The following is a 25,606-nucleotide window of genomic DNA, read 5'->3' on the forward strand; positions in this document are numbered from 1 at the left end:
GCCGGGCAGGGAGGACCACGATGCCGGACGCCGGAGGCGACCCCATCCGCATGCTCAGCGACATCCCGCGCGTGCACGCCGCCGCCCGCGGCGACCAGGTCGCCGTGCAATGCGCCGACAAAACGCTCACCTATGCCGAGCTCGAGCGGCGCTCCACGGAGGCGGCCGGCCTTCTGCAGGAGCTGGGCGTGCGGCCGGGCGACCGGGTCGCCTGGCTCGGGAAGAACGCCGAGAGCTGGTACGAGCTGATGTTCGGCGCCGCAAAGGCCCGCGCCTGCCTGGCCCCGATCAACACCCGCCTGGCCGTCCCCGAGATCGCGTTCATCCTCAAGGACTCCGGCGCCCAGCTGTTCTTCGTCGGCCCCGACTTCTTCGAGACCGCCAGCGAGGTGGTCCGCCTGATCGACCGCGAGGTCCGGCTGATCGCCGTGGGCGGCGAGGCGGAGGGCTTCGAGAGCTACGAGCGCCGCCGCGCCGCTGCGCCCGCGCCGGTCCTCGCGCCGCCGCGGGCGGAGGACGACGTCCTGCAGCTCTACACCTCCGGCACCACCGGCCTGCCCAAGGGCGTGCGGCTCAACAACACCAACTATTCCGCCTTCCTGGCGCTGCGCCATCGGGTGGAGGGCTTCGACTACGCCGCCGAGGACACCGTCCTCATCGTCATGCCGCTGTTCCACGTGGCGGGAACCAACATCAGCTTCTCCGGCCTGGCGGCGGGCGGGCGGGTGATCGTCATGGCCGACTTCGATCCCGCCGCGGTCCTGCGGCTGATCGAGCAGGAGAAGGTGGCGCACATCTTCCTTGCGCCCGTGATGATCAACGCCCTCCTGCAGACGCCGCAGGCGCAGACCACCGACTTCTCCAGCCTGAAGACCGTCTCCTACGGCGCCTCGCCGATCTCGGAGGCCGTGCTGAAGGCGGCCACGCAGCGCTTCGGCTGCGGCTTCATCCAGTTCTACGGCATGACCGAGACCTGCGGCGCCGGCACGACGCTCGCGCCCTCCGCCCATGTGGGCGAGCTGCTCCGCTCATGCGGCAAGCCTTGGGAAACGCTGGAGTGCCGCATCGCCGACGAGGCGGGCCGGGCTCTTCCGCCCGGCGCGATCGGCGAGATCGAGATCCGCGGGCCGATCGTCATGGCCGGCTACTGGAACCGCCCCGAGGCGACCGCCGAAACCATCCGGCCCGGCGGCTGGCTGCGCACCGGCGACGCCGGCTTCATGGACGAGCACGGCTTCTTCTTCGTCCACGACCGCGTGAAGGACATGATCGTCTCGGGCGGCGAGAACGTCTATCCCGCCGAGGTGGAGAACGCGATCCTGGGCTGCCCGGGCGTGGCCGACGCCGCCGTGATCGGCGTGCCGGACGAGCGCTGGGGCGAGGCGGTGAAGGCCGTGGTGGTGCCCGCGCCCGGCGAAGCGCCCGATCCCCAGGCGATCATCGCCTGGGCGCGGCAGCGGATCGCGGGGTTCAAGGCCCCCAAGTCCATCGACTTCGTCGACGCCCTGCCCCGTAATCCTTCCGGCAAGGTGCTGCGCCGCGAGCTCCGCAAGCCCTACTGGGAGGGCCGCGACCGCAATGTCGGCTAAGCTCGCCTAGTCGCCCGTCGGCCCGGTGAACGACAGCTGCTGGGCGCTCTTGCCCTCGCCGGCCGTGAGCGCCTGCTCAAGGGCTTCGCGGAACGCGGCCCATGCCACCTCGCGCATCTCGAACACGTCCTGGCCTTCGAACGGCACCGGCACCGAGGCGGTGACGGTCCTGTGGTTGCGGGTCTCGTCCTCCAGCTCGACCGCCACGGTGGCCCACATCCACGGCTTCGGACCGGGCTGCAGCGCCCCTTCGAAGCCGATCTTGAGGGTGCGGATTTCGGCCATGGCGGGTCCTTCGCGAATCAGACGGGGATTTCAGAAAACGTTACTATTTCACTGTGGCGTGGCGTCGCAGACGAGGGTATAAGCCCCGCCATGGCCGATCGACACTTCAAACCCGACTTGGTGGGATCGGACGAGACCCTCGAGCACCTGCTCGACCGCCTCCGGTCCTTCGACATCACAACCCCGTTCCGCAGCGGTCGCAATCCGCCGGACTGGGAAGCGTTCGTCACCTCCCGGAGGCCGCCCAAGGGCGCCGGCGGCGCGGAAGCGCCGATCCCGGTGGAGCGCCCCGCCCCGGACCTCTACGCGCACGTCTGAGCCCGCCCGGCCTTCCCGCGGAGCGCGGAGCGGGAGGGTAGCAGGACGGACCTGCCGCATCGCCGCCTTGCGCCGCCTCACGGCGACCGCCGCAACGCGGCCGGCTCCGGCCCACCCGTCGCCCAGTCCAGCAGCTCCACCGGATGCACGACGGGCGTGTCCAGCGCCGGCGCAATCTGGGCGATGCAGCCCACGTTGCCCGCCGCGACCACGGCGGCCCCGGTGCGCCGCAGGTTCTCGGCCTTGCGGTCTCTGAGCCGCCCCGCCAGCTCCGGCTGCAGGATGTTGTAGACCCCGGCCGAGCCGCAGCAGAGGTGCGGCTCGAACGGCTCGCGCACCTCGAAGCCGGCCTGCGCCAGCAGGGCCGCCGGGGCCGCCTTGATCCCCTGCCCGTGCTGCAGCGAACAGGGCGCATGGTAGGCGACCGCCAGCTTCCCGGGCCGGCTCACCGGCGGCAGGCCCGCCTCGGCGATGAACTCCAGGATGTCGCGGGCCTTGGCGCCCACCTCAGCCCCTTCGGCCCCCGCCTGTTTGCCGTAGGCCTTCAGCGTCGTGCCGCAGCCCGCCGCGGTCGTGATCACCGCATCCAGCGGCCCGGCCGCCTGCCAGGCGCGGATGTTGCGCCGGGCCATGGCCGCGGCCTCGCCCGCCCGCCCGAGGTGCTCGGACAGGGCGCCGCAGCACCCCTCGCCCCTCACCTCCACCACCTCGAAACCGGCGCGGGACAGCAGGCGCGCCGCCGCCGCGCGGATCTCCGGCGCCATCGCCGGCTCGACGCAGCCCTGCAGCAGGGCGACCCGCCCACGGGTCCCGGCCGCCAGGGCCTCGGCGGCGGGAGCGGCGGGGCGTTCCGGCACGAGCCGCAGCAGGGCGGCGAGCGGCGCAAGCCCCAGCCGTTGCAGCGCCGGCCCCACGGGCCGCGCCAGCCGCCCGAGCGCCAGGGCGGCGCGCAGCCGCTTGGGCCGCGTCAGCACCGCCGGGATCAGGGCGCGCAGCAGCCGCTCTGGCCAGGGCCGGCGGTAGCTGTCCTCGATGTGCCGCCGCGCGTGGTCGATCAGGTCGGCGTAGTCCACGCCGGACGGGCAGGTGGTCTTGCAGGCCAGGCACGACAGGCAGCGGTCGATGTGCTTGACGGTCGAGGCGGCGGGCCGCGCCTCCGGGGTCTCCAGCATCGCCCGGATCAGCTCGATCCGCCCGCGCGGGCTGTCGCGCTCGTCGCCCAGCAGGACGTAGGTCGGGCAGGTGGCCGTGCAGAAGCCGCAGTGCACGCACTTGCGGATGGCGGTGTGGGACCGCGCGAACTCGGGGTCGGCGAGCCGCTCAGGCGGAAAGTCCACACGCATCAGCCGAACTTCCCCGGATTGAGCACGCCCAGCGGGTCGAACGCCGCCTTCACCCGCCCGCTGAGCGCCGCCAGGGGCGGATCCAATGGCGCGAACGCCCGCTCGCCGCCCCGCCAGCAGCCGGCATGGCCTCCCAGCGCCCGGGCGGCGGCCTGCACCTGCGCGGCCGGCGCGTCGGACAGCATCCACACCAGGCCGCCGGCCCAGTCGTAGAGCGCATCGCCGGACGCCTGCCGCGCCACCTGCCAGCCCGCGGCCGGCGGCACGGAGAGCCGCCAGAGCGGCCGCGGATCGCCAGCGAACACATCCACGTCGCGCACGTGGCGCCAGAAGTCCCGGCTGTGGGCCGCGTCCAGCGCCTCGGCACGCCCGAAGCCACGCAGCCGCAGCAGCAGCGCCTCCGCCCTGGCCGTCACCGAGCCCGGAAAGCCCTCCAGCCGAAGCGCCGTCGTGGCGAGGTCGGCCTTCAGCGGCGGACGCCGGGCTGCGAACGCCGGAAGGTGCGCCGCGCCGGACACCTCCGCCGAGGTCCCCATGGCCAGGGTCATCAGCTCGCCGGCCCGCCGCTCGTCCAGCCCGAAGAACAGCAGGGTGGTCTCGGTCCGTCCGGCGGGGAGAACCTTCAAGGTGATCTCGGTCATCACCGCCAGGGTCCCCCACGAGCCGGCGATCAGCTTGCTAAGGTCGTAGCCGGTGACGTTCTTCACCACCTTGCCGCCGGCCTTGAACACCTCGCCGCGCCCGGTGACGCCGGCGAAGCCCAGCACGTGATCACGGGCGGCTCCGGCGCGAATGCGGCGGGGGCCCGACAGATTGGCCGCCACCGCGCCGCCGATCGTGGTCTTCCCACGCGCCGCTAGAACCTTGCCCAGGTGCGGCGGCTCGAAGGGCAGCATCTGGCCCTCAGCAGCCACCAGCTTCTCCAGCTCCGCCAGCCGCGCGCCGGCCTGGACCGTCAGCACCAGCTCTTCCGGCGCGTAGTCGATCACCTTGTCCAGCTTGGCCAGCGACAGCACGCCCGAGGCGACCACCGGGGAGATCCCGCGCTTCGTCCCGCCGCCGATGATCTCCAGACGCCGCCCGGCCGCGCCCGCCGCAGCGACGATCGCCTGCACCTGCTCGGCCGACTTCGGGCTCTCGGTAGAGGCCGCCACGTCCAGCATCAGAACCGCGGCAGCTCGGGGAACGCCACCTGGCCCCGGTGAACGTGCATGCGGCCGAGCTCGGCGCAGCGGTGCAGGGTCGGGAACACCTTCCCCGGGTTCAGCAGCAGCTCGGGGTCGAAGGCGCACTTCAGGCGCTGCTGGCAGGCCAGGTCCGTGGGCGTGAACATCTCGCCCATCAGGTCGCGCTTCTCCACGCCCACCCCGTGCTCGCCGGTCAGCACGCCGCCCACGGCCACGCACAGCTTCAGGATCTCGGCGCCGAACTGCTCGGCGCGCTCCAGCTCGCCCGGCTTGTCGGCGTCGTACAGGATCAGCGGGTGCAGGTTGCCGTCGCCCGCGTGGAAGACGTTGGCCACGCCAAGACCATAGGCCCGCGACATCTCGGTCATCGCCCGCAGCACCCGCGGCAGCTCGCGGCGCGGGATGGTGCCGTCCATGCAGTAGTAGTCCGGCGCGATCCGCCCCACCGCCGGAAACGCCGCTTTTCGCCCAGCCCAGAAGGCCAGCCGCTCCGCCGCGCTACCGGACACCCGCACATAATCGGCGCCCCGCGCCTGGGCGATCTCCACCACCGCGCTGGAGAGCTCGGCGCATTCGGCCTCCGGGCCGTCCAGCTCGACGATCAGCAGCGCCTCGGCTTCGACGGGATAGCCCACGCGGACGAAGGCCTCGGCCGCCACGATGGCCGGCTTGTCCATCATCTCCATGCCGGCCGGAATGATCCCGGCCGCGATCACGTCCGCCACGCAGGCGCCGGCGGCCTCCACGGACGAGAAGCCCAGCAGCATCGCACGCGCCGTTTCCGGCTTCGGCAGGATGCGGACTGTCACCTCGGTGACCACGCCCAGCAGCCCCTCGGAGCCGGTCACCACGCCCAGCAGGTCGTAGCCGGCGGCGTCGTAGGCCTTGCCGCCCAGCCGCACCACCTGGCCGTCCATCAGCACGATTTCGCAGCCCAGCAGGTTGTTGGTGGTCAGCCCGTACTTCAGGCAGTGCACCCCGCCCGAGTTCTCCGCCACGTTGCCGCCGATCGTGCAGGCGATCTGCGAGGAAGGGTCCGGCGCGTAGTAGAAGCCGTCGCCCTGCACCGCGTGGGTGATGGCCAGGTTGGTCACCCCCGGCTGCACCACCGCGCAGCGGTTGGCGTAGTCCACGTCCAGGATGCGGTTGAACTTGGCCATCCCCAGGATGATCCCGTCGGCCAGCGGCAGCGCCCCGCCCGAGAGCGACGTTCCGGCCCCCCGCGGCACCACCTTCACGCCGTTCGCATGGCACCAGGCCAGCACGCGGCTCACCTGCTCGACCGTCTCCGGCAGCACCACCGCCAGCGGCGTCTGCCGGTAGGCCGACAACCCGTCGCTCTCGAAGGGGACCAGCGCCTCCGGCTCCGAGACCACCCCCTCCCCCGGCACGATCTTCCGCAGCGCCCGAACGACCGCCGCCTTGCGGGCGATGATCTCGGCGTCGGGGACGGGCATCTTCATCCCGCTCTCCGTACGCGCAGCCGCCGGTCGCTTCCAGTGCGAAGCGGGCGACAGCGACTTGCGCCGGACTGCGCGGGCGGGTCACATCGGGCAAAACAAGGGGAGGCGGGCATGCGGACGATCCTGGGCCTGGCGGCGGCGCTTGGAGTGGCGGGCGGCGGCTCGGCGCACACGGCCGAGATGCGCGAGGTGGCGTTTGTGGCGAACGCGGAGGCCGGAACGGTGTCCCTCGTCGACGTCGCGCTGCGCGCCGTCGTTCGGACGATCGACATCAACCCCGACAAGCTCCGCGCCGAACGGCCGGGCACGCCGAACTACGCCCAGGACACCGATGTCTCGCCCGATGGGCGCACGCTGTTCGTTTCGCGCGGCTACCTCGGCGATGTAGCTGCCTTCGACGTCGCCTCCGGCCGGCCGCTCTGGCGCACGCCGCTGAAGACGATCAGAGCCGACCACATGACCATCACGCCGGACGGGGCCAGCCTGGTGGTCTCCGCCCTGACCGACAACCTGGCCTACCGACTGGACGCGCGCACGGGCGCGATCACCGGCAAGGTGGTGACCGGCGTCTATCCGCACGACAACCAGGTCTCCCGCGATGGGCGTCGGATCTACAACTCCAGCATCGGCGACATGAATGTGCCGCTGGCCCGGCGCGACGCGGTGGAGCCGTCAGAGCGGTCGGGCTTCGCCTACCAGCTGACCGTCGCCGACACCCGCACGCTGGAGGTGAAGGACCGCATCCGCTTCGAGAAGGGTATCCGCCCCTGGCGCTTCTCGCCGGACGAACGCCGCCTCTACGCTCAGCTCTCCAACGAGCACGGGGTGGTCGCCTATGACCTCAAGGCGCGCCGGATCACCCACCGGCTCGACCTGCCGGTGAAGCCCGGCGTCACCACCGCGGACTGGGACTTCGAGGCCCCGCACCACGGCCTGGCGATCACGCCGGACGGCCGCACCCTCTGCATCGCCGGTCGCGCCTCGGACTATGCCGCCCTGGTGCGCGCGCCCGGCCTGTCGCTGATCGCCACCGTGCCGGTGGGCGACGCCCCTGGCTGGTCCGAGGTGGCCGAGAACGGGCGCACCTGCCTCGTCGCCAACACCCGCAGCGACGACCTGTCGGTGATCTCCATCGCCGAGCGCAAGGAGACGGCGCGGCTCAAGCTCGGCGACGGGCCCAAGCACATCACCGTGGCCCGCGTACCGGTGGAGGCGCTGGCTACCGCCCCCTGAAGCCTGGCGTCCGCTTCTCGTTAAAGCTGGCGACCCCCTCCCGGCGGTCCTCGGTCTTGAACAGGCGGTTGTAGTGGGTGAGCTCCAGCTCCATGGCCTCCGGCAGGTGCAGGGCCGAGCCCTCGCGCACCACCGATTTCAGCGCCCGCACCGAGAGCGGCGCCTTGGCGGCGATGGTCCCGGCCACCTCGAGCACGGTCGCCATCAACGCCTCAGCGGCGGCGACGCCGTTCACCAGGCCATAGTCGAGCGCCTCGGCCGCGGTGAACAGGCGCCCGGTGGTCAGCAGCTCTATGGCCCGGCGCTCGCCCACCGCGCGCCGCAGCAGCTGCGTCCCGCCCAACCCCGGCATGATCCCCAGCCCCACCTCGGGCAGGCCGAAGCGCGCGCCCTCGCCGGCATACGCAAAGTCGCAGGCCAGCGTCATCTCGCAGCCGCCGCCGACCGCCGCCCCGCTCACCGCCGCGATCACCGGCACGGGCACGGCGAGCTGGGCGCGGATCATCGCCTCGAACACCTCGTGCTGCGCCGACCACTGCTTGTCGGTCATGCCGTTACGTTCTTTCAGGTCCGCTCCGGCGCAGAAGTGACGCCCCTCGCCGGCCAGGACCACGCAGCGCAGGTCCTCGCGCACCGCCAGGCCGCTCCAGGCGTGCAGGAGCTCCTCGCCCATGCGGGTGTTGAGCGAATTGGCCGCGTCCGGCCGGTTCAGGGTGACCACGGCGACGCCGGGCGCGGCGTCCTCGATCTTGATCGTCTCGGGCATCAGAAGGACTTCGGCAGGTCCAGCACGTGGGTGGCCACGTGGGAGAGGATAAGGTTCGTGGAGATCGGGGCCACCTGGTAGAGGCGGGTTTCCCGGAACTTGCGCTCGATGTCGTACTCCTCGGCGAAGCCGAAGCCGCCGTGGGTCTGCAGGCACATGTCCGCGGCGTACCAGGAGGCCTCGCTGGCGGTCAGCTTGGCCATGTTGGCTTCCGTGCCGCAGGGCTGGCCCGCCTCGAAGAGGCTGGCCGCATGCTCGACCATGTGGGCGGCGGCGGTGGCCTGGACATAGGCCCGCGCGATCGGGAACTGGACGCCCTGGTTCTCGCCGATGGCGCGGCCGAACACCTGGCGGTCCTTGGCGTAGCTGGCGGCCCGGTCGATGAAGAAGCGCGCGTCGCCGATGCACTCCGAGGCGATCAGGATCCGCTCGGCGTTCATGCCGTCGAGGATGTAGCGGAAGCCCTTGCCCTCCTGCCCCACCAGGTTCTCGGCCGGCACCTCCAGCTCCTCGAAGAAGAGCTCCGTGGTGGCGTGGTTCAGCATGGTGCGCACCGGCCGGATGGTCAGGCCGTTGCCGACCGCCTCGCGCATGTCGACGATCAGCACGCTCATGCCGTCGGAGGGCTTGGCCGCCTCCTCCCGCTTCTGAGTCCGGCAGAGCAGCACCATCAGGTCCGAGTGCTCGGCGCGGCTGATCCAGATCTTGCGGCCGGAGACGATGTACTTGTCGCCCTCGCGACGCGCGAATGTGGAGATCCGCGTCGTGTCGGTCCCCGCGTCCGGCTCGGTCACCCCGAACGCCTGCAGCCTCAGCTCCCCCGACGCGATCTTCGGCAGATAAGCCTGCTTCTGGGTCGGCGAGCCGTGCCGCAGGATGGTGCCCATGGTGTACATCTGGGCGTGGCAGGCCGCCCCGTTGCAGCCCGACCGGTGGATCTCCTCCAGCACGGCCGTGGCCGCCCGAAGTCCCAGCCCTGAGCCGCCGAATTCCTCCGGGATCAGCACCGACAGGAAGCCCGCCTCGGTCAGCGCCTGCACGAACGCCGTCGGATAGGCGCGCTCGCGATCCAGCTCGCGCCAATACGCCCCGGGGAAGCGCGCGCACAGCCGGCGCACAGCGTCCCGGATCTCAGGAAAGGTCTCTTCGCTCACGCCCCCTCTCTGCCACGCCACCCCCACGTCAGCCTAGCGCAGCAAAGTCGTTCATGTATTGTTCTCATATCTGCGTGGCGGAAGCGCTCATGGACCACGAACCACACGAACCACACGAACGGCTGCTGCACCGGGAGGAGGTGTTTCGCATCCAAGGCGCGGTGTTCGAGGTCAACCGGGTGCTCGGATCAGGCTTTCTGGAAGCGGCCTACCAAGAGAGCCTCGCACTGGAATTCCATGCCCGCGACATCCCTCACCTGGCGCACCCGACGCTGAGGCTCTCGTACAAGGGGACGGCGCTCCGCGCCGTCTATGTTCCTGATTTCGTCTGCTTCGGCGCCATCATTGTCGAGCTGAAGGCGGTTTCCGCCTTGGCGGCCGAGCACCGGGCCCAGCTGATCAACTACCTGAGAGCGGCGCAGCTTCGCGTAGGCCTGCTCATCAATTTCGGGGGCTCGGGTAGGGCTCAGGTCGAACGCCTGGTCGCGTGATGTTCGTGTGGTTCGTGTGGTTCGTGGTTCCTGCCGACGTGCCGCCGCACGGCGGGTAAGTGGATGACACTGCCCTGATGGCCGGCCATCCTCCCCGAAAGGCCAAGGGAGGCGCGGGATGGGCGAAGGCAGCTATGTGCATGGGGCGAGCACGCAGACGCTGATCGGCAGCACCATCGGCGAGGCGTTCGACGCGGCGTGCGCGCGCTGGGCGGACGGGCTGGCGCTGGTCTCGCGGCATCAGGGGGTCCGCTGGACCTGGGCGGAGCTGAAGGCGCGGGTGGATGCGTTCGCGGCGGGACTGCTCGACCTGGGCCTGGAGCCCGGCGACCGCATCGGCATCTGGGCGCCCAACTGCTGGGAATGGGCGGTCGTCCAGTTCGCCACCGCCAAGGCTGGCCTGGTGCTGGTCAACATCAACCCCGCCTATCGCCTCTCGGAAGCCGAGTACGCCCTGAACAAGGTGGGCTGCCGCGCCCTGGTGACGGCCGTTCGCCACAAGACCAGCGAGTACCTGGCCATGGTCCGCGAACTCGGACCGAAGCTGCCGAAGCTCGAGCACGTGATCACCATCGGCGACCAGCGCCACGACGGCGCGCTTCCGTTCGCCGAGATCCTGGAGCGGACCCCCGATCGCGCGCGTCTGGAGGCGGTCGCTCGCCGCCTCCAGTTCGACGACGCGATCAACATCCAGTTCACCAGCGGCACCACCGGGTTTCCGAAGGGCGCGACGCTGTCGCACCACAACATCCTCAACAACGGCTTCTTCGTGGGCGCCGCCATCGGCCTGCGGGCGGGCGACAAGGTCTGCATTCCGGTGCCGCTCTACCACTGCTTCGGCATGGTCATGGGCAACCTGGCCTGCGTCGCCCACGGGGCGACCATGGTCTATCCCGCGGAGGCCTTCGATCCCCTCGCCGTCCTGGAGGCCGTGCAGGCCGAGGGCTGCGCCGCCCTCTATGGCGTGCCCACCATGTTCATCGCGGTCCTCGCCTGCCCCGGGTTCGACGGCTTCGACGTCTCCAGCCTGCGCACCGGCATCATGGCGGGGTCCCCCTGCCCGGTGGAGGTGATGCGCCAGGTGATCGCCCGCCTGCACATGCCGCAGGTGACCATCGCCTACGGCATGACCGAGACTTCGCCGGTCAGCTTCCAGTCGGGGGTCAACGACACCCTCGAGCGACGGGTCTCCACGGTCGGCCGCATCCAGCCGCACCTGGAGGTGAAGATCGTCGACGCCGACGGCCGGATCGTCCCGCGCGGCGAGGCGGGCGAGCTCTGCACGCGGGGCTACTCGGTGATGCTGGGCTACTGGGACGACCCGGAGAAGACCGCCGAGGCCATAGATCCGGCCGGCTGGATGCACACCGGCGACGTCGCCACCCTCGACGACGAGGGCTTCTGCAACATCGTCGGGCGGATCAAGGACATGGTGATCCGTGGCGGCGAGAACATCTACCCGCGCGAAATCGAGGAATTCCTCTACCGCCACCCGGCGATCCAGGACGTGCAGGTGATCGGCGTGCCCGACCGGAAGTACGGCGAGGAGCTCTGCGCCTGGATCGTGCTGAAGCCCGGCGAGGTCCTCGACGCGGCGGCGGTTCGGGACTTCTGCCGCGAGCAGATCGCCCACTACAAGATTCCACGGCACATCCGTTTCGTGGAAGGTTTCCCCACGACCGTCACCGGCAAGGTGCAAAAGTTCGCCATGCGTGAGGCGATGATCGCGGAACTTGACCTCGCCCTGGAAAAGACGGCCTAGCTCAATCCATGAGGAAACTGGAAACCGCCGTCGATCCTGCCTCCGACGGCTTCGCCACCAACGCCCGGATCAACCGGGGACTGGTCGAGGAACTCCGCGCCCGCGCCACCCAGGCCGCCCTGGGCGGTTCCGAGGACAGCCGCAAGCGCCACGTCTCGCGCGGCAAGCTCCTGCCCCGCGACCGCGTCACCCGCCTGCTGGATCCGGGCTCCCCGTTCCTGGAGGTGGGCCAGCTGGCCGCCTTCGACATGTACGACGGCGAAGCCCCCGCCGCCGGCCTGATCACCGGCGTCGGCCGCGTCTCCGGCCGCGAGGTGATGATCGTCGCCAACGACGCGACCGTGAAGGGCGGCGCCTACTACCCCCTCACCGTGAAGAAGCACCTGCGGGCGCAGGAGGTCGCGCTGCAGAACCGCCTGCCCTGCGTCTACCTGGTGGACAGCGGCGGCGCGAACCTGCCGCACCAGGCCGAGGTCTTTCCCGACCGCGACCACTTCGGCCGCATCTTCTTCAACCAGGCCCGGATGAGCGCCGAGGGCATAGCGCAGATCGCCTGCGTCATGGGCTCGTGCACGGCGGGCGGCGCCTACGTGCCGGCCATGAGCGACGAGACCGTCATCGTCCGTAACCAGGGCACCATCTTCCTCGGCGGCCCGCCGCTCGTGAAGGCCGCCACCGGCGAGGTGATCAGCGCCGAGGAGCTCGGCGGCGCCGAGACTCACGGCCGCCGCTCCGGCGTGGTCGACCACGTGGCCAACGACGATGAGCACGCACTTGCCATCGTCCGCTCGATCGTCGCCAACCTGAACACCCGCAAGCCCGACGAGCTGGTCCTGGCCGAGGCGCGCCCGCCGGCCTACGACCCGGAGGAGCTCTACGGCATCGTCCCCACCGACGTGCGCGCGCCCTATGACGTGCACGAGGTGATCGCCCGCATCGTCGACGGCAGCCAGTTCGACGAGTTCAAGCCGCTCTACGGCACGACCCTCGTGACCGGCTTCGCCCGCATCTGGGGCTACCCCGTGGCCATCCTCGCCAACAACGGCGTGCTGTTCTCGGAAAGCGCGCTCAAGGGCGCCCACTTCATCGAGCTCGCCTGCAAGCGGAAGATCCCGCTGGTGTTCCTGCAGAACATCTCGGGCTTCATGGTCGGCGGGAAGTACGAGGCCGGCGGGATCGCCAAGGATGGGGCCAAGCTGGTCACCGCCGTGGCGTCGGCCGAGGTGCCGAAGTTCACCGTCCTGATCGGCGGCTCGTTCGGCGCCGGCAACTACGGCATGTGCGGTCGGGCCTACTCCCCGCGGTTCCTGTGGACCTGGCCCAACAGCCGGATCTCGGTCATGGGCGGCGAACAGGCCGCCAGCGTGCTGGCCACCGTCCATCGCGACGCCGGCAAGTGGAGCCCGGACGAGGAGGAGGCCTTTAAGGCCCCCATCCGCCAGAAGTACGAGGACGAGGGCAACCCCTACTACGCCACGGCCCGGCTCTGGGACGACGGAGTCATCGACCCGGCCCAGACCCGCGACGTGCTCGGCCTCTCCATCTCCGCCGCCCTCAACGCCCCGATCCCCGAGACGCGCTTCGGCGTCTTCCGGATGTGACCCATGCCTGAGATCACCAGCATCCTCGTCGCCAACCGTGGCGAGATCGCCCGCCGCGTCTTCGCCACCGCCCGCCGGATGGGCATCGCCACGGTGGCGGTCTATTCCGAGGCCGACGCCCAGGCCCCGCACGTCCGCGACGCGGACCGCGCCGTGCTGATCGGCCCGGCCGTCGCCCGCGAGAGCTACCTCGTGGCCGAGCGGATCATCGCCGCCGCCCTGGAGGCCGGCGCCGACGCCATCCACCCGGGCTACGGCTTCCTCTCCGAGAACGCCGACTTCGCCGAGGCGGTGATGGCCGCCGGCCTCACCTGGATCGGCCCGCCGCCCCCGGCGATCCGGGCCATGGGCCTGAAGGACGCCGCCAAGGCGCTCATGGACAAGGCGGGCGTGCCCACGACGCCCGGCTACCTCGGCGAAGACCAGGATCCCGCGACCCTGGCCCGCGAGGCCGAGCGGATCGGCTATCCGGTGCTGATCAAGGCCGTCGCCGGCGGCGGCGGCAAGGGGATGCGCCGGGTCGAGGGGCCCGGGGACTTCGAGGCCGCGCTGAAATCGGCCAAGCGCGAGGCCGCGGCCAGCTTCGGCGACGATCGCGTGCTGCTCGAGACCTATGTCACCCGACCGCGGCACATCGAGGTGCAGGTGTTCGGCGACAGCCACGGCAACGTGGTCCACCTGTTCGAGCGCGACTGCTCGCTGCAGCGCCGCCACCAGAAGGTCATCGAGGAGGCGCCGGCCCCCGGCATGACCGAGGAGGCTCGCGCCGCGGTCACCGCCGCCGCCGTCCGCGCCGCCCAGGCCGTGGGCTACGTCGGGGCCGGCACCGTGGAGTTCATCGCCGACGCCAGCGAAGGCCTGAAGCCGGACCGCATCTGGTTCATGGAGATGAACACCCGCCTGCAGGTGGAGCATCCGGTCACCGAGATGGTCACCGGCCTCGATCTGGTGGAGTGGCAGATCCGCGTCGCGGCCGGCGAGCCCCTGCCGCTTATGCAGCACGAGATCAGCCTCTCCGGCCATGCGGTGGAGGCGCGCCTCTACGCGGAAAACCCGGCCGCCGGCTTCCTGCCCTCAACCGGCGAACTGGAGCACTTCCGCCTTCCGCCGGGGATCCGCGCCGACGCGGGGGTCGAGGAGGGCGGCCGGATCACGCCCTTCTACGACCCGATGATCGCCAAGCTGATCGCCCACGCCGCCACCCGCGAGCAGGCCATCGCCGACCTCTGCGAGGCGTGTGACGGGGTCGAGGTCTGGCCGGTGAAGACCAACGCCGGCTTCCTGTCCCGCTGCCTGGAGGCCCCCGGCTTCATCGGCGGCGACGTGGACACCGGCTTCATCGATCGCAACCTGGCGGAGCTGACGACGACGCCCGCGCCGTCGGCCGCCGCCCTGGCCGCAGCGTCCGCCGCCGCCCTGATCGCCGACGACAGCGGCATCATGGAGGAGCCGCCCTCGCCCTGGCGCGAGCTGGCCGGCTTCCGCCTGAACGCCGCCCCCGAAACCGCGGTGCGCCTGTTCCTGGACGGCCGGCCGATCCTCGCCGCCCCCTCAGAGAGCGAGACGGAGCCCCGCTCGGTGCTGCTCGACGACGACGGCCACCTCGTCGTGTTCGAGCACGGGGAAGCCTTCGCCTTCGCGACGCACCCGCCCAGCGCCGGCGGCGGGGACGGCGCGGCCGGCGACGGCCAGATCCGCTCGCCCATGCCCGGCAAAATCACGGCCGTCGCCGTTAAGGCGGGCGACGTGGTCGCCAAGGGCCAGCCCCTGCTGACCCTCGAAGCCATGAAGATGGAGCACGCCATGACCGCGCCCTTCGACGGCACGGTGGAGACGCTCGCCGTCGAGCCCGGCGCCCAGGTGGTCGAGGGCGCCGTGCTCGTCCAGCTCACCGCCGCCTGAGGACAGCGCCATGCGCCTGGAGCGCCGCGACAGCGCGGCCGCGCTGAGGCGCGCCGCCTAGGCGAAGGTGCGGCGCGCCAGGCCCGGCAGCAGGACGGCCTGCCCCGCCGCGCGCGCCACGAAAAAAAGGCTGAAGGCCAGCCACAGGCCGTGGTTGCCGAGCGGCGCGGCCAGCCCACGCAGCAGGACGAAGCCGGCCAGGGCCGCGGCCATGCTCAGCGCCATGGCCCGGGTCCAGCTGGCGCCGATCATCACCCCGTCGAATACGAACGAGACCACACCCGCCACCGGCAGCACCGCCGCCCAGAGCGCATACCGGCGAACGGCGGCCGCCACCTGTGGGTCGGTGGAGAAGCTGGCGGCGATGGCCGGGCCGGCGGCCAGGAACAGCAGCCCGATCAGGACCGCACAGCCGCCGGCCCACGCCAGATTGGCCCGCAGCTGGGCGTGGAACGCGCCTCGGTCGCCCGCGCCGACGGACTCGCCGGTCAGCACCTGGGTGGCGCTCTCGAACCCGTCGAGGATCAGGGCTTGCAGCATGAACAGCTGGTAGAGGATGGCGTTGGCGGCCAGCACCACCGGCCCCTGCTGGGCGCCCGAGCGGGTCAGTAGCAGGGTGGCGGTCATCAGCAGCAGGGTGCGCACGAAGAGGTCGCGGTTCAGGCGGAACAGGGCACCCAAAGCCGCCGGCCGCCACGTGGCGCGCTCGCGGGCCAGCGCGAGCGCCCGCCGCGCCGGCGGCTCGCGTCCAACCGAGACCAGCAGCGCCGCCAGCTTGGCCGCCTCGGAGAGCAGGGTCGCCGTGGCGACCCCCGCGACTGCCAGGCCGAGGCCGAGCACGAAGGCCAGGTCCAGAACGATGTGCAGCAGGTTGGCGCCGACTTCGACCGCCAGGACGGTCTTCATCCGCCGCCGTCCGATCAGCCAGCCGGTGAGCACGCAGTTCACCAGCCAGGCCAGCCCCCCGGCGTAGCGCACGTCCGCATAGGTCCGCGCCTGTTCGGCCACCTCGCCCGTCGCCGCAAACAGCCGCAGCCCAAGCGGGACCGCCAGCGGCCAGGCCGCGAGCAGGCCGACGCCCACCAGCAAGGCCACGGCGACGCCGCGGGCGAGCGTGGCCGCCTGCTCCTCCTCCACCCCGCGTCCCGCCGCCTGGGCCGTCAGGGCCACGGTCGAGGCGCGCAGGAAGTTGAAGACGATCAGCAGCGTCATCATGAACTTGGCGCCGACCTCGACGCCGCCCTGCAGGGTGGCGTCGCCCAGGCGGCCGATCACCCACAGGTCGGCCAGGCCGAACAGCGCCGTCGCGACGTTGGTGACGATCGCCGGCAGGGCGATGGCGAGGATGCTGCGGCGCAAGGATCCCGCCGCCAGGCTCACGCCTGCGCCACCACACCGGCGTCGTGCAGCCGGGCGATCTCGCCCGAACCCAGGCCCAGCACCTCGGCCAGCACCTCGTCGGTGTGCTCGCCGAGCCGTGGGGCCGGGCGCACCGGACCGCGGCGGTCCTGCGGGATCGTGCCCATCGCGCCGGGCGCGGGGTAGGTCAGGCCGCTCGGGTGCTGGATGGCTTCGAACAGCGGGTTGTCCTTGAACAGCCGCCGGTCTTCCAGCGCCGCCTCCAGCGGCTGGTAGGCTCCCCAGGTGACGCCGCCGGCGTCGAAGGCCGGGGCAAGCTCAGCGGCGGTCTTGCGCGCGAAAGCACGCTCGAACAGCGGATAGAGCCGGTCGCGATGGGTGAACCGCAGGCCCTCGTCGGCGAACGAGACGCCGATCTCCGCCTCAAGGCCAGCGACCTCCGAGCCGATGCCAAGCGCCTCCAGCGCCTTCGACCATTGCTTGGGGGTGATCGCCAGAAGCATCAGCTTCTCGCCGTCCTTGGTCGTGAAATCCCGCCCGAAGGCGCCAAAGACGTCGTTGCCCATCCGCGGCCGCTGCTGGCCGTTCAGCCAGGTCTCGGCCGCGAAGCCCAAGTTGGCCATCGTTGCGGCGCCGATGTCCGACAGCGGCGCGCGGATCTCGCGGCCGCCCTGTCCGCGCATTCGGGCGAGCAGGGCCGAGACCAGGGCGAAGGCGCAGTAGGCGCCGGTCAGCAGGTCCCAGGCCGCCAGCACATGGTTCACCGGCCGCTCGTCGCCCACCGGCCCGGTCATCTGGGGCAGGCCCAGGGCGGCGTTGATGGTGTAGTCCATGCCCTGCGAGCCGTCCGCCCAGCCCATGACCCGCACGCAGATCAGGTCGTGGCGGAGCGCCTGCAGCTTCTCGTAGGAGAGGAAGCCCTCCACCGGGAAGTTGGTGACGAAGAGGCCCCCGTCCTCGCCCGGCGCAGCCGCCAGGCGCTGGGCGATCTCGCGCCCCTCCGGCCGGCCGAGATCCACCGCCACCGACTTCTTGCCCTTGTTCAGCCCCTCCCAGTAGAGGCTCGCGCCGTTCTCGTGCAGCGGCCAGCGGCGGAAATCCGGTCCGCCGCCGATGTTGTCGAAGCGGATCACCTCCGCACCCATCTGGGCGAGGTATAGGCCGCAGGTCGGCGCCGCCACGAAGGCCGAGCCCTCGACGACGCGCAGCCCTTTCAGAAGCTCGTACATCGTTCGTCCCCGCTCAGCCGACCAGCTTCGTCACCTCCGATACCTCGTCCGGCGTCAGCTTCCAGGCTGCGGTGGCCGCATTGGTTCGCACCTGCTCGGGCGTCGTCGCGCCGGCGATCACCGAGGAGACCACCGGCTGGCCCAGGAGCCAGGCGAAGGCGAGATCGAGGATGGTGTGGCCGCGCGCCTCCGCCCAGGCGGTCAGGGCCTCCACCTTGTCGAAGTTGCGGTCGTTCATCGCCTGCTGGCCCCGCTGGCCCCAGGCGGCCAGGCGCGTCCCCTCCGGCGGCGGCTCGCCACGGCGGTACTTGCCGCTCAGCAGGCCCGACGCCAGCGGGAAGAACGGCAGGAAGCCCAGCCCGAAGTGCTCGCACGCCGGCAGCACCTCGAAGGCCGACTTGCGCTCCAGCAGCGAGTAGAGGTTCTGCGCCGAGACGAACCTGGTCTGGCCGGCCGCGGTCCAGTCGGCGTCGGCGATCTGCCAGCCCGTGTAGTTGGAGTTGCCGATGTAGCGGACCTTGCCCTGGGTCACGAGGTCGTCCAGCGCGCGCAGGGTCTCGTCCACCGGCGTGTCGGGGTCTGGCTGGTGGTGCTGGTAGAGGTCGATCCAGTCGGTGCCGAGGCGGCGGAGGCTGTCCTCCACCGCCTGCATGATCCAGCGCCGCGAGCCGCCGCTCTTCGCCGCATCGCCGCCCACGGCCATGCCGAACTTGGTGGCGACGATCACGTCCTTGCGGCGCGGGCCAAGCGCCTTGCCCAGGAACTCCTCCGACTTCGTGCCGCCGTAGATGTCGGCGGTGTCGAAGAAGGTGATCCCGGCCTCGATGGCGGCGTCGACCACCGCCTGGGTCTGCGCCTGGTCGATGCGCATGCCGAAGTTGTTGCAGCCCAGGCCCACGGCGCTGACCTTCAGGCCTGAATTCCCCAGCCGTCGAAGCTCCATCGTCCCCTCCTCGTGTTCCTGGCGGACCGCGAGCCTAGCCGATGCCGCCGCGACCGCCAGTGCTGAGCTGGCTAAGCCTTCAGAATGCTTGCGGCGGCGTTCACTATGTCCGTTGGGGATATCGCAAGCGGGGGCTCGCTAACCTTACGATCTGAAAAGGCTTTTTTGAGTGAGGCGTACCTTATGCGGGTCGTCACGATCGTCAGTCTGGGGGCCTCCGCGGCCCTGGGTCTAGCGGCCCTCGTGGTCGCCAAGACGGTGCTCCCCAACGCCGCCGAGGCGAAGGACGCGCCGGCCGCGGTGCAGCCCGTCGAGGGCGTCCCCGTGGTGGTCGCGGCCAAGGCGCTGAAGTTCGGCGACAAGCTCGACGCCAGCGCCCTGACGGTGATCCAGCTGCCGAAGAACGCGGTCCCGGAAGGCGCCTTCGCCACCACCGAAGCCGTGCTCACCGCCGACAAGGGCGGCCCCCCTGTGGTGTTGGGCCCTCTGGCCGCTCGCGAGCCCCTGCTGCCCGCCAAGATCTCCGGCCCGGGCGCCCGCGCCTCTGTGGCCGCCGAGATCGCCGAGGGCATGCGCGCCTACACCATCAAGGTTGACGACGTGACCGGGGTCGGCGGCCACGCACTGCCCGGCGACCGGGTGGACGTGGTCCTGATGCGCGACCTGACGCCGACCGCCGACACCCGCAGCTACGTCTCGGAGGTGGTGCTGCAGAACGTCCGCGTGCTGGCTGTCGACCTCAATCTCGACACCTCCGAGGCCAAGCCCGCTACGCCCAATACGGCCACCCTGGAGGTCGGCGTGCCCGACAGCCAGAAGCTCGCCGTGGCGGGCGAGATGGGCAAGCTGTCGCTGGCGCTCCGCCGCACCGGCTCGGCCGAAATCGCCCAGACCGCCTCCGTGCGCATTGGGGGCGCCCGTCCCGCGCCCCAGCAGGCCGTTGTTCGCCGCGCGGCGCCCCGCGCCGCCGCGCCCGAGGGTCCGCGCCTGATCCAGATCGTCGAGGGCGAGAGCCGCGGAGGCGGCCGCGCCGCGCGCCCCGCCCGCAAACCCGCGGCCGCTGCGCCGACCCAGGCCGCCGCGGCCTCTGCGCCCGCGCCGACGGCCGACTGAGAGTGAGTTCCCGCATGTCCCGCAAGTTCGCCGGCGCGCTCTGCGCCACGGTCGCCCTGCTCTCCGCCGCCGCCCCGGCGACGGCGAGCGCCGACGTCTTCCCCTCGGAAGCCGCGCCCAGCCGGGTGATCCAGGTCCCGCGTGACAAGTCCCTGTCGTTCCGCCTGGACCTGCCGGCCTCCAAGATCGTGGTGGCCCAGCCCGACACCGCGGAGATCGTCGCCACCACCGACCACAGCTTCTACGTCCGCGGCCGCGAGTACGGCTCGACGAACCTGCTGGTCTACGGCCCCGACCGCCGCCTGCGCGAAGTGATCGACGTCCGTGTCGGCTACGACGCGGCCGCGCTGCAGGACGACCTGCGCCGCGCCCTGCCGGGCGAGCCGGTGCAAGTCCACACCTTGGGCGAGGGCCTGCTGCTCACCGGCGAGGTCTCCACGCCCAACGTGGCCGCCAAGGCCAAGGCGATCGCCGAGCGCTTCGCCCCGGAGGCGGTGACGTCGACCATGACCGTGAAGGCCTCGCAGCAGGTGGTGCTCGAGGTCCGGGTGCTGGAAGCGACGCGCTCGGCGCTGCAGGAGTTCGGCCTCTCCGGCCTGATCAGCGGCAACGACTGGGCGTTCGGCTACGGCACGGGCCTCATCGGCAACAACCCCGCCAACGGCGTGCTGCGCGGCCTCGCCCGCTCCGGCGACATCACGTTCGACCTGGAGCTGCAGGCTCTGGAGGAGAAGGGCGTCGTCCGCACGCTGGCGCGTCCCAACCTGGTGGCGGTCTCCGGCGAGAAGGCCAGCTTCCTGGCCGGCGGCGAGTTCCCCTATCCGGTGCCCCAGGACCTCGACAAGATCACGCTCGAGTTCCGCACCTACGGCGTGAAGCTCGACTTCCAGCCCGTGGTCCAGGACAACGGCCTGATCAAGCTCGCGGTGGCCCCGGAGGTCAGCCAGCTGGATCCCGCCAACAGCCTGCGCGTCAACGGCGTCACCGTGCCGGGCCTGATCACCCGGCGCACGTCCACGACGGTCGAGCTGAAGAGCGGCGACGCCTTCGCCATCGCGGGCCTGCTGCAGAACGACTACCAGAACACCATCCGCCAGTTCCCGCTGCTGGGCGACATCCCGGTCCTTTCGGCCCTGTTCCGCTCCAGCCGCTGGCGGCGCAACGAGACCGAGCTGGTGATCGTGGTGACGCCGCGCCTGGCCACCGCCCAGGACATGCACGCCAAGCCGACCGTGGGCGGCAGCGAGCCCAGCGCCATCGACCTGATCCTGCTGGGCAAGGCCCTCGACAAGCCGCTGCCGCGGGATCCGATCAAGAAAGCGAAGTGAGCCGATGCTGAGGTCCAAGAAGACCGGGGCCGACGCGCCCCTCGCCTCAGGCCGCCGCCTCCTCGCGCTGGGCGGCGCCATGGCCGACCTGGCGCAGGCCGCCGTGCCTGGCGCTGTGGTCGAGGAGGCCGGGCTCGATCGCCTGGCGGCTGCGCGCACCACACACTGCGATCTGGTCCTGATCGACGCCGACGCTTGGGAAGCGCCCGCGCTGGCCCAGGCGCTCCAGTCCCTGGCCGCCGCGCCCGCCGCCCCCGCTGTGCTGCTGGCCGGCGAGCGCCTGCCCACCACCGTCGTTCGCAATCTGCTGCGGCTCGAACGCTCCGACGTGCTCGAGGCGCCTTTCTCCACCGAACAGGCGGTTCAGGCCATCGCCGGCCTGCTGGCCGTCGCCGCCGCGCCCGCCGCCGCGCCAAGCGCCGTCTCCTCCCGCTGCTGGGCGGTCACCGGCGCCGTGGGCGGCGCCGGCGCAACGACGCTGGCGGTAGAGATGGCCACCGCGCTTGCGGCCCGTTCGGGCAAGGACAAGGGCGTCTGCCTGATCGACCTCAACCTCGCCGACGGCGCCGCCGCGGCCTACCTCGGCGCCCAGCCCGCCATGCGCCTGTCCGAGATGGGCGTCGCGGCCGACCGGATCGACGCCTCCATGCTGCAGGCCTTCGTGACGCCGGTCAGCAAGCAGCTCGACGTGCTCGCCGGCCTGCGCGAGCCCGGCGCCTTCGACGCCATCGGGCGCGACGCCGTGCTGCGCATGCTGGAGGTGGCCTGCGACTGTTACGAGTGGGTGATCCTCGACATGCCGCGCCACCGGCGCAGCTGGACCCTGGAGGCGCTCTCCGGGTGCGACGAGATCCTGGTGGTCTCGGAACTGACCGTGCCGGCGCTGCTCGCGGCCCGTTCCCTGGCCGACGAGATCGAGGAGTCCCTCGGGACCGACCAGAAGCCGCGCATCGTGCTCAACCGCCTGGCCAGCCGCATGTTCGGCCCGGCGCCCTCCATGTCCGAAGCCGAGCGCGCGCTCGGCCGCAAGGCCGACGCGGGGGTCAGCTCGGACTGGGAGGCGGCCGCCGCCAGCGTGAACCTGGGCGGTCCCATCGCCCAGCACCGGCCCAAGTCGAAGATCGTCAAGGACGTGCAGGCGCTGGTGGAGCGGCTCGCCGCCGAGCCCAGCCGCAAGGACGTCCATGGCGCCCGGAGGGCCGCCTGATGGGCCGCTTCAGCCTCGCCCGAGCGCCGGCGACGGCGCTCGAACCCGAAGCGGCGCCGGCACCGGCTGCGGCGGTCGCTGCGGCGCCGGCTCCGCCGCCTAAGCCGAAAACGAGCCCGGCCGCCGCGGCGCGCCGCAACGAACAGATCGACATGCGGCTGCGCCTCCACGCCCGCCTGATCGACGAACTCGACCTGGCCAAGCTCGACAAGCTGTCGGAAGCCGACCTGCGCCGCGAGGTGATGAAGCTCACCGCGGACTTCGCCCGCGCCGAGCGGATGGCTCTGAACAACGCCGAGCTCCAGGAGCTGGGCGCGTCGATCTACGACGAGATGGTGGGCCTCGGCCCCATCGAGCCGCTGCTCAAGGACGAGTCGATCAACGACATCCTGATCAACGGCCCCTTCCAGGTCTATGTGGAGCGCCGCGGCGAGCTGGAGCTCACCCCCGTCCACTTCCGCGACAACGACCACCTGCTGCGCATCGTCAACCGGATCGTCGCCGCCGTGGGCCGGCGGATCGACGAGAGCCAGCCCATGGTCGACGCCCGCCTCGCCGACGGCAGCCGGGTTAACGCCGCCATCGCGCCGATCGCCATCGACGGCGCGGCCGTCTCGATCCGGAAGTTCTCCAAGAAGCCGCTGACCCTGGAGAAGCTCGTCGAGGTCGGGGCCATGCCCCAGTGCCTGGCCGACTTCCTCTACGGGGCCGTCCGCGCGCGGGTGTCGACGGTGATCTCCGGCGGCACCGGCTCGGGCAAGACCACCCTGCTGAACGCGCTGAGCGCGGCGATCAGCGAGGGCGAACGGCTGATCACCATCGAGGACGCCGCCGAACTTCAGCTGCAGCAGCCGCACGTAGTGCGCATGGAGACCCGGCCCCCGAACATCGAAGGCAAGGGCGAGATCCGCCAGCGCGAGCTGGTCAAGAACGCGCTGCGGATGCGTCCGGACCGGGTGATCCTGGGCGAAGTCCGGGCCGAAGAGGCCTTCGACATGCTGCAGGCCATGAACACCGGCCACGAAGGCTCCATGGCCACGATCCACGCCAACAATCCGCGCGAGGCCATCGGCCGCCTGGAGCAGATGATCGCCATGGGCGGCATGAATATCGCGCCCGACGCCATGCGCTCGCAGATCGCCTCGGCCATCGGCCTGATCATCCAGGCCATGCGCCTGCCGGACGGCAAGCGGAAGATCACCCACGTGACCGAGATCGTCGGCATGGAGGGCAACGTGGTGCAGATGCAGGACATCTTCACCTTCAACCGCACCCACACCGCGCCCGACGGCACGGTGCACGGCGAGTTCCGCGCCACCGGCCTACGCCCCCGCTGCCTCGACGAGATGACCCGCCGGGGCATCCCCTACGACACCGCGAACTTCGATCCGTCCAAGGTGCTGCTGCAGTGCTGAGCCTCGCCCAGACCGCATTCCTGATCCTGGTTTTCGCCGCGGTCTTCACCGCCGCACAGGGCGCCATCGGCCTGCTCACCGTGGCCGGGCAGAAGCGCAAGCTGAACGCCCGCCTCAAGGTCGCCGAGAAGGTCGACGGCGTCTCCGCCCTGGTCATGGAACTGCGCAAGCAGCGCGGCCTGAACGCCGAGGGCAAGAAGGGCGAGCGCCTGCGCTGGCTCTCCGACCTGATCGTCGCCTCCGGCGTGAAATACGAACCTCGCAAGTGGATCATGATGTCGGCCGTGGGCGGCGTGACGGCCGGGTTCTGCGTGGCCACGCTGACCAAGGTGTACCTGCTGGCCCTGCCGGTGATGCTGATCACCGGCCTGGGCGGCCCCTACTTCTGGCTGAAGTTCAAGGCCGGGGACCGGGCCAAGAAGCTGGGCTTCCAGCTGCCCCAGGCGCTGGACATCATCGTCCGCTCTCTGGAGGCCGGCCACCCGGTGCCCACCGCCATCGCCCTGGTCGGCCGCGAGATGGCCGACCCCATCGGCAGCGAATTCGGCATGGCCGCCGACGAGATCTCCTACGGCGCGACGCTGGCCCAGGCGGTGGAGCGCATCGCCGAGCGCTGCCAGCATCCGGACGTCGACCTGTTCGCGGCCACCGTGCGCCTGCAGGAGCGGGCCGGCGGCAACCTCACGGGCCTCCTCAAACTCAACGCCAATACGGTGCGCGAGCGTCACAAGATGCGGCTGAAGATCAAGGCGGCCTCGGCGGAGGGCCGCGCCTCGGCGATGATCCTCACCGGCGCGCCCTTCGTGGCCCTGGGCTTCATCATGATCACCTCGCCGAACTTCTACGGCGACGTCATCCACGAGCGCTTCGTGCAGATCGGCATCGGGGTGCTCGGCTTCTGGATGCTCCTCGGCAACCTGGTCATGCGGCGCATGATCGACATGCGGCTCTAGTCCGATGACGGCTTTGCAGCTTCAGACCCTCATCTGGATCATGGGCCTCGTGCTCGTGGTCGGCGCGGGCGGCGGCGCGGCCTGGGTGGCGGCCACCGAGCTTCGCCTGCGCGCTGCGCGCCGGGTGCGGCTGGCGGCTGCGGGCTCTGGCGGCGGGGCGCCCACCGTCGCCGAGCCGAAAAACCCCGCCGCGATCGGGGGCCAGCTGCTCGACACCGTCCGCCGGCTCGGCCAGCAAAGCGCCGTCCGCGATCCCGCCAAGCTGTCCCTGCTCCGGAACCGTCTCATGCAGGCCGGCTTCTACAATCGCGAAGCGCCGGTCATTTTCCTGGGCGTCAAGGCCGCCGCCCTGGTGGTCGCAACCCTCGGCGTCGTGCTCACCCTGCCGATGATCATCGGAGGCCAGGCGGGCATGGGCGGGCTGCTCGCAGCCTGTGTGCTCTCGGCCGGCGCGATCATGGGCCCCGACCAGGTGCTGAAGTCGCGCAAGACCGCGCGAGAGCGCGAGTATTCGGACGGGTTCCCGGACATGCTCGACATGCTGGTGGCCTCGGTCGAAGCGGGGCTGGGTCTCGACGCCGCGGTCAGTCGCGTGACGGACGAACTCGCCCGGCGCTATCCCAACCTCACGGTGCACCTGCGCTTCCTGGTGCTCGAGCTTCGCGCCGGCCGCGCCCGTAAGGACGCCTGGGGCGGGTTCGCCGACCGGCTGGGCATCGAGGACGCCCGCTCGCTGGCCACCATGCTGCGCCAGGCCGAGGAGATGGGCACCAGCCTGGGCGACACCCTGTCGGTGTTCTCTCAGGACATGCGCGCCAAGCGGATGCTGAAGGCCGAGGAGAAGGCGCTGGCGCTCTCGGCCAAGCTGACCGTCCCGCTCATCCTGTTCATCTTCCCGTGCCTGCTGGGCGCCCTGATGCTGCCGGCCGCCGCCCGGCTGATGCAGGTGTTCGGCGCCCAGTAGC

22 protein-coding genes are annotated in these 25,606 nt (G+C 71.2%); 13 read left to right on the forward strand and 9 right to left on the reverse strand.

Annotated features, from left to right (window positions below; genetic code table 11):
* The first annotated feature begins 20 nt into the window (after nucleotides 1-20).
* On the forward strand, nucleotides 21-1,589 hold the full coding sequence (locus VIL67_RS01160; protein ID WP_332047006.1) for a long-chain-fatty-acid--CoA ligase: 1,569 nt from the start codon (nucleotides 21-23) through the stop codon (nucleotides 1,587-1,589).
* 6 nt (nucleotides 1,590-1,595) lie between these two features.
* Here the strand turns inward: VIL67_RS01160 and VIL67_RS01165 are convergent, their stop codons facing one another.
* The gene (locus VIL67_RS01165; RefSeq protein ID WP_332047007.1) at nucleotides 1,596-1,874 is read right to left on the reverse strand and encodes a hypothetical protein; all 279 of its coding nucleotides are present in this window, start codon (nucleotides 1,872-1,874) and stop codon (nucleotides 1,596-1,598) included.
* Nucleotides 1,875-1,964: 90 nt separating this feature from the next.
* Here VIL67_RS01165 and VIL67_RS01170 point away from each other — a divergent pair, with 90 nt between their 5' ends.
* Nucleotides 1,965-2,192: a hypothetical protein gene (locus VIL67_RS01170; RefSeq protein WP_332047008.1), complete on the forward strand. Its 228-nt coding sequence runs from the start codon at nucleotides 1,965-1,967 to the stop codon at nucleotides 2,190-2,192.
* 77 nt (nucleotides 2,193-2,269) lie between these two features.
* On the opposite strand, the gene glcF is transcribed toward VIL67_RS01170, so the two are convergent.
* The 3 genes from glcF to VIL67_RS01185 are packed head-to-tail and all read right to left on the reverse strand — an operon-like array spanning nucleotide 2,270 to nucleotide 6,185.
* A complete protein-coding gene (glcF, locus tag VIL67_RS01175; RefSeq protein ID WP_332047009.1) occupies nucleotides 2,270-3,535 on the reverse strand; it encodes a glycolate oxidase subunit GlcF in 1,266 nt (421 codons plus the stop codon).
* Nucleotides 3,535-4,698 (reverse strand): glycolate oxidase subunit GlcE, encoded by a 1,164-nt coding sequence (glcE, locus tag VIL67_RS01180; protein WP_332047010.1) that lies wholly within the window; start codon nucleotides 4,696-4,698, stop codon nucleotides 3,535-3,537. Before glcE ends, glcF begins: the two co-directional genes overlap by 1 nt.
* Nucleotides 4,698-6,185, reverse strand: coding sequence for an FAD-linked oxidase C-terminal domain-containing protein (locus tag VIL67_RS01185; RefSeq protein WP_332047011.1), 1,488 nt, complete (start codon nucleotides 6,183-6,185; stop codon nucleotides 4,698-4,700). The genes glcE and VIL67_RS01185 overlap by 1 nt, the downstream gene beginning before the upstream one ends.
* A gap of 111 nt (nucleotides 6,186-6,296) precedes the next feature.
* On the opposite strand from VIL67_RS01185, the gene VIL67_RS01190 reads away from it, so the two are divergent.
* Nucleotides 6,297-7,418 carry a beta-propeller fold lactonase family protein gene (locus VIL67_RS01190; protein WP_332047012.1) on the forward strand — a complete coding sequence of 374 codons (1,122 nt, stop codon included), beginning with the start codon at nucleotides 6,297-6,299 and terminating at the stop codon, nucleotides 7,416-7,418.
* On the opposite strand, the gene VIL67_RS01195 is transcribed toward VIL67_RS01190, so the two are convergent.
* Both VIL67_RS01195 and VIL67_RS01200 read right to left on the reverse strand, forming a co-directional pair.
* Entirely contained in the window at nucleotides 7,405-8,184 is a 780-nt protein-coding gene (locus tag VIL67_RS01195; protein WP_332047013.1) for an enoyl-CoA hydratase/isomerase family protein, read from the reverse strand. The two genes, VIL67_RS01190 and VIL67_RS01195, sit on opposite strands and share 14 nt — an antisense overlap.
* Nucleotides 8,184-9,338, reverse strand: a complete 1,155-nt coding sequence (locus VIL67_RS01200; RefSeq protein ID WP_332047014.1) for an acyl-CoA dehydrogenase family protein — start codon at nucleotides 9,336-9,338, stop codon at nucleotides 8,184-8,186. Before VIL67_RS01200 ends, VIL67_RS01195 begins: the two co-directional genes overlap by 1 nt.
* 89 nt (nucleotides 9,339-9,427) lie before the next feature.
* On the opposite strand from VIL67_RS01200, the gene VIL67_RS01205 reads away from it, so the two are divergent.
* From VIL67_RS01205 to VIL67_RS01220, 4 genes are all read left to right on the forward strand, one after another.
* Entirely contained in the window at nucleotides 9,428-9,829 is a 402-nt protein-coding gene (locus VIL67_RS01205; protein ID WP_332047015.1) for a GxxExxY protein, read from the forward strand.
* Nucleotides 9,830-9,947: 118 nt separating this feature from the next.
* Nucleotides 9,948-11,591, forward strand: a complete 1,644-nt coding sequence (locus VIL67_RS01210; protein WP_332047016.1) for an AMP-binding protein — start codon at nucleotides 9,948-9,950, stop codon at nucleotides 11,589-11,591.
* Between the two features lie 8 nt (nucleotides 11,592-11,599).
* Nucleotides 11,600-13,192 (forward strand): carboxyl transferase domain-containing protein, encoded by a 1,593-nt coding sequence (locus VIL67_RS01215; RefSeq protein ID WP_332047017.1) that lies wholly within the window; start codon nucleotides 11,600-11,602, stop codon nucleotides 13,190-13,192.
* 3 nt (nucleotides 13,193-13,195) lie between these two features.
* Nucleotides 13,196-15,094 carry an acetyl/propionyl/methylcrotonyl-CoA carboxylase subunit alpha gene (locus VIL67_RS01220; protein WP_332047018.1) on the forward strand — a complete coding sequence of 633 codons (1,899 nt, stop codon included), beginning with the start codon at nucleotides 13,196-13,198 and terminating at the stop codon, nucleotides 15,092-15,094.
* A 57-nt stretch (nucleotides 15,095-15,151) separates the two neighbouring features.
* Here VIL67_RS01220 and VIL67_RS01225 read toward each other — a convergent pair whose 3' ends face one another.
* From VIL67_RS01225 to VIL67_RS01235, 3 genes are read right to left on the reverse strand one after another with little or no spacing between them, the layout of a single operon-like run.
* Nucleotides 15,152-16,453, reverse strand: coding sequence for an MATE family efflux transporter (locus VIL67_RS01225; protein ID WP_332047019.1), 1,302 nt, complete (start codon nucleotides 16,451-16,453; stop codon nucleotides 15,152-15,154).
* 17 nt (nucleotides 16,454-16,470) lie between these two features.
* Nucleotides 16,471-17,682, reverse strand: a complete 1,212-nt coding sequence (locus tag VIL67_RS01230) for a CoA transferase (protein ID WP_332047020.1) — start codon at nucleotides 17,680-17,682, stop codon at nucleotides 16,471-16,473.
* 13 nt (nucleotides 17,683-17,695) lie between these two features.
* Nucleotides 17,696-18,625 (reverse strand): aldo/keto reductase, encoded by a 930-nt coding sequence (locus VIL67_RS01235; RefSeq protein ID WP_332047021.1) that lies wholly within the window; start codon nucleotides 18,623-18,625, stop codon nucleotides 17,696-17,698.
* A 183-nt stretch (nucleotides 18,626-18,808) separates the two neighbouring features.
* On the opposite strand from VIL67_RS01235, the gene cpaB reads away from it, so the two are divergent.
* The 6 genes from cpaB to VIL67_RS01265 are packed head-to-tail and all read left to right on the forward strand — an operon-like array spanning nucleotide 18,809 to nucleotide 25,605.
* On the forward strand, nucleotides 18,809-19,738 hold the full coding sequence (gene cpaB / locus VIL67_RS01240; RefSeq protein ID WP_332047022.1) for a Flp pilus assembly protein CpaB: 930 nt from the start codon (nucleotides 18,809-18,811) through the stop codon (nucleotides 19,736-19,738).
* A gap of 14 nt (nucleotides 19,739-19,752) precedes the next feature.
* Nucleotides 19,753-21,066, forward strand: a complete 1,314-nt coding sequence (locus VIL67_RS01245; protein ID WP_332047023.1) for a type II and III secretion system protein family protein — start codon at nucleotides 19,753-19,755, stop codon at nucleotides 21,064-21,066.
* Between the two features lie 4 nt (nucleotides 21,067-21,070).
* Nucleotides 21,071-22,273: a CpaE/TadZ family protein gene (locus VIL67_RS01250; protein ID WP_332047024.1), complete on the forward strand. Its 1,203-nt coding sequence runs from the start codon at nucleotides 21,071-21,073 to the stop codon at nucleotides 22,271-22,273.
* Complete coding sequence (locus tag VIL67_RS01255; RefSeq protein WP_332047025.1) at nucleotides 22,273-23,688, forward strand: TadA family conjugal transfer-associated ATPase; 1,416 nt, start codon at nucleotides 22,273-22,275, stop codon at nucleotides 23,686-23,688. Before VIL67_RS01250 ends, VIL67_RS01255 begins: the two co-directional genes overlap by 1 nt.
* The gene (locus VIL67_RS01260) at nucleotides 23,682-24,641 is read left to right on the forward strand and encodes a type II secretion system F family protein (protein ID WP_332047026.1); all 960 of its coding nucleotides are present in this window, start codon (nucleotides 23,682-23,684) and stop codon (nucleotides 24,639-24,641) included. Before VIL67_RS01255 ends, VIL67_RS01260 begins: the two co-directional genes overlap by 7 nt.
* Nucleotides 24,642-24,654: 13 nt before the next feature.
* On the forward strand, nucleotides 24,655-25,605 hold the full coding sequence (locus VIL67_RS01265; RefSeq protein ID WP_332047027.1) for a type II secretion system F family protein: 951 nt from the start codon (nucleotides 24,655-24,657) through the stop codon (nucleotides 25,603-25,605).
* Nucleotide 25,606: the final 1 nt, after the last annotated feature.

Origin of the sequence: Phenylobacterium sp. (assembly GCF_036563385.1) — a bacterium.
Lineage (GTDB): Bacteria > Pseudomonadota > Alphaproteobacteria > Caulobacterales > Caulobacteraceae > Phenylobacterium.

Bases quoted from the DNA above. Each gene is read 5' to 3' on its own strand.
- VIL67_RS01255 (WP_332047025.1), top strand. From the start codon at position 22,273: ATGGGCCGCTTCAGCCTCGCCCGAGCGCCGGCGACGGCGCTCGAACCC.
- VIL67_RS01190 (WP_332047012.1), top strand. From the start codon at position 6,297: ATGCGGACGATCCTGGGCCTGGCGGCGGCGCTTGGAGTGGCGGGCGGC.
- glcF (WP_332047009.1), bottom strand. From the start codon at position 3,535: ATGCGTGTGGACTTTCCGCCTGAGCGGCTCGCCGACCCCGAGTTCGCG.
- VIL67_RS01245 (WP_332047023.1), top strand. From the start codon at position 19,753: ATGTCCCGCAAGTTCGCCGGCGCGCTCTGCGCCACGGTCGCCCTGCTC.
- VIL67_RS01205 (WP_332047015.1), top strand. From the start codon at position 9,428: ATGGACCACGAACCACACGAACCACACGAACGGCTGCTGCACCGGGAG.
- VIL67_RS01160 (WP_332047006.1), top strand. From the start codon at position 21: ATGCCGGACGCCGGAGGCGACCCCATCCGCATGCTCAGCGACATCCCG.
- glcE (WP_332047010.1), bottom strand. From the start codon at position 4,698: ATGCTGGACGTGGCGGCCTCTACCGAGAGCCCGAAGTCGGCCGAGCAG.
- VIL67_RS01195 (WP_332047013.1), bottom strand. From the start codon at position 8,184: ATGCCCGAGACGATCAAGATCGAGGACGCCGCGCCCGGCGTCGCCGTG.
- VIL67_RS01170 (WP_332047008.1), top strand. From the start codon at position 1,965: ATGGCCGATCGACACTTCAAACCCGACTTGGTGGGATCGGACGAGACC.
- VIL67_RS01250 (WP_332047024.1), top strand. From the start codon at position 21,071: ATGCTGAGGTCCAAGAAGACCGGGGCCGACGCGCCCCTCGCCTCAGGC.
- VIL67_RS01230 (WP_332047020.1), bottom strand. From the start codon at position 17,682: ATGTACGAGCTTCTGAAAGGGCTGCGCGTCGTCGAGGGCTCGGCCTTC.
- VIL67_RS01220 (WP_332047018.1), top strand. From the start codon at position 13,196: ATGCCTGAGATCACCAGCATCCTCGTCGCCAACCGTGGCGAGATCGCC.
- VIL67_RS01235 (WP_332047021.1), bottom strand. From the start codon at position 18,625: ATGGAGCTTCGACGGCTGGGGAATTCAGGCCTGAAGGTCAGCGCCGTG.
- VIL67_RS01165 (WP_332047007.1), bottom strand. From the start codon at position 1,874: ATGGCCGAAATCCGCACCCTCAAGATCGGCTTCGAAGGGGCGCTGCAG.
- cpaB (WP_332047022.1), top strand. From the start codon at position 18,809: ATGCGGGTCGTCACGATCGTCAGTCTGGGGGCCTCCGCGGCCCTGGGT.
- VIL67_RS01210 (WP_332047016.1), top strand. From the start codon at position 9,948: ATGGGCGAAGGCAGCTATGTGCATGGGGCGAGCACGCAGACGCTGATC.
- VIL67_RS01185 (WP_332047011.1), bottom strand. From the start codon at position 6,185: ATGAAGATGCCCGTCCCCGACGCCGAGATCATCGCCCGCAAGGCGGCG.
- VIL67_RS01215 (WP_332047017.1), top strand. From the start codon at position 11,600: ATGAGGAAACTGGAAACCGCCGTCGATCCTGCCTCCGACGGCTTCGCC.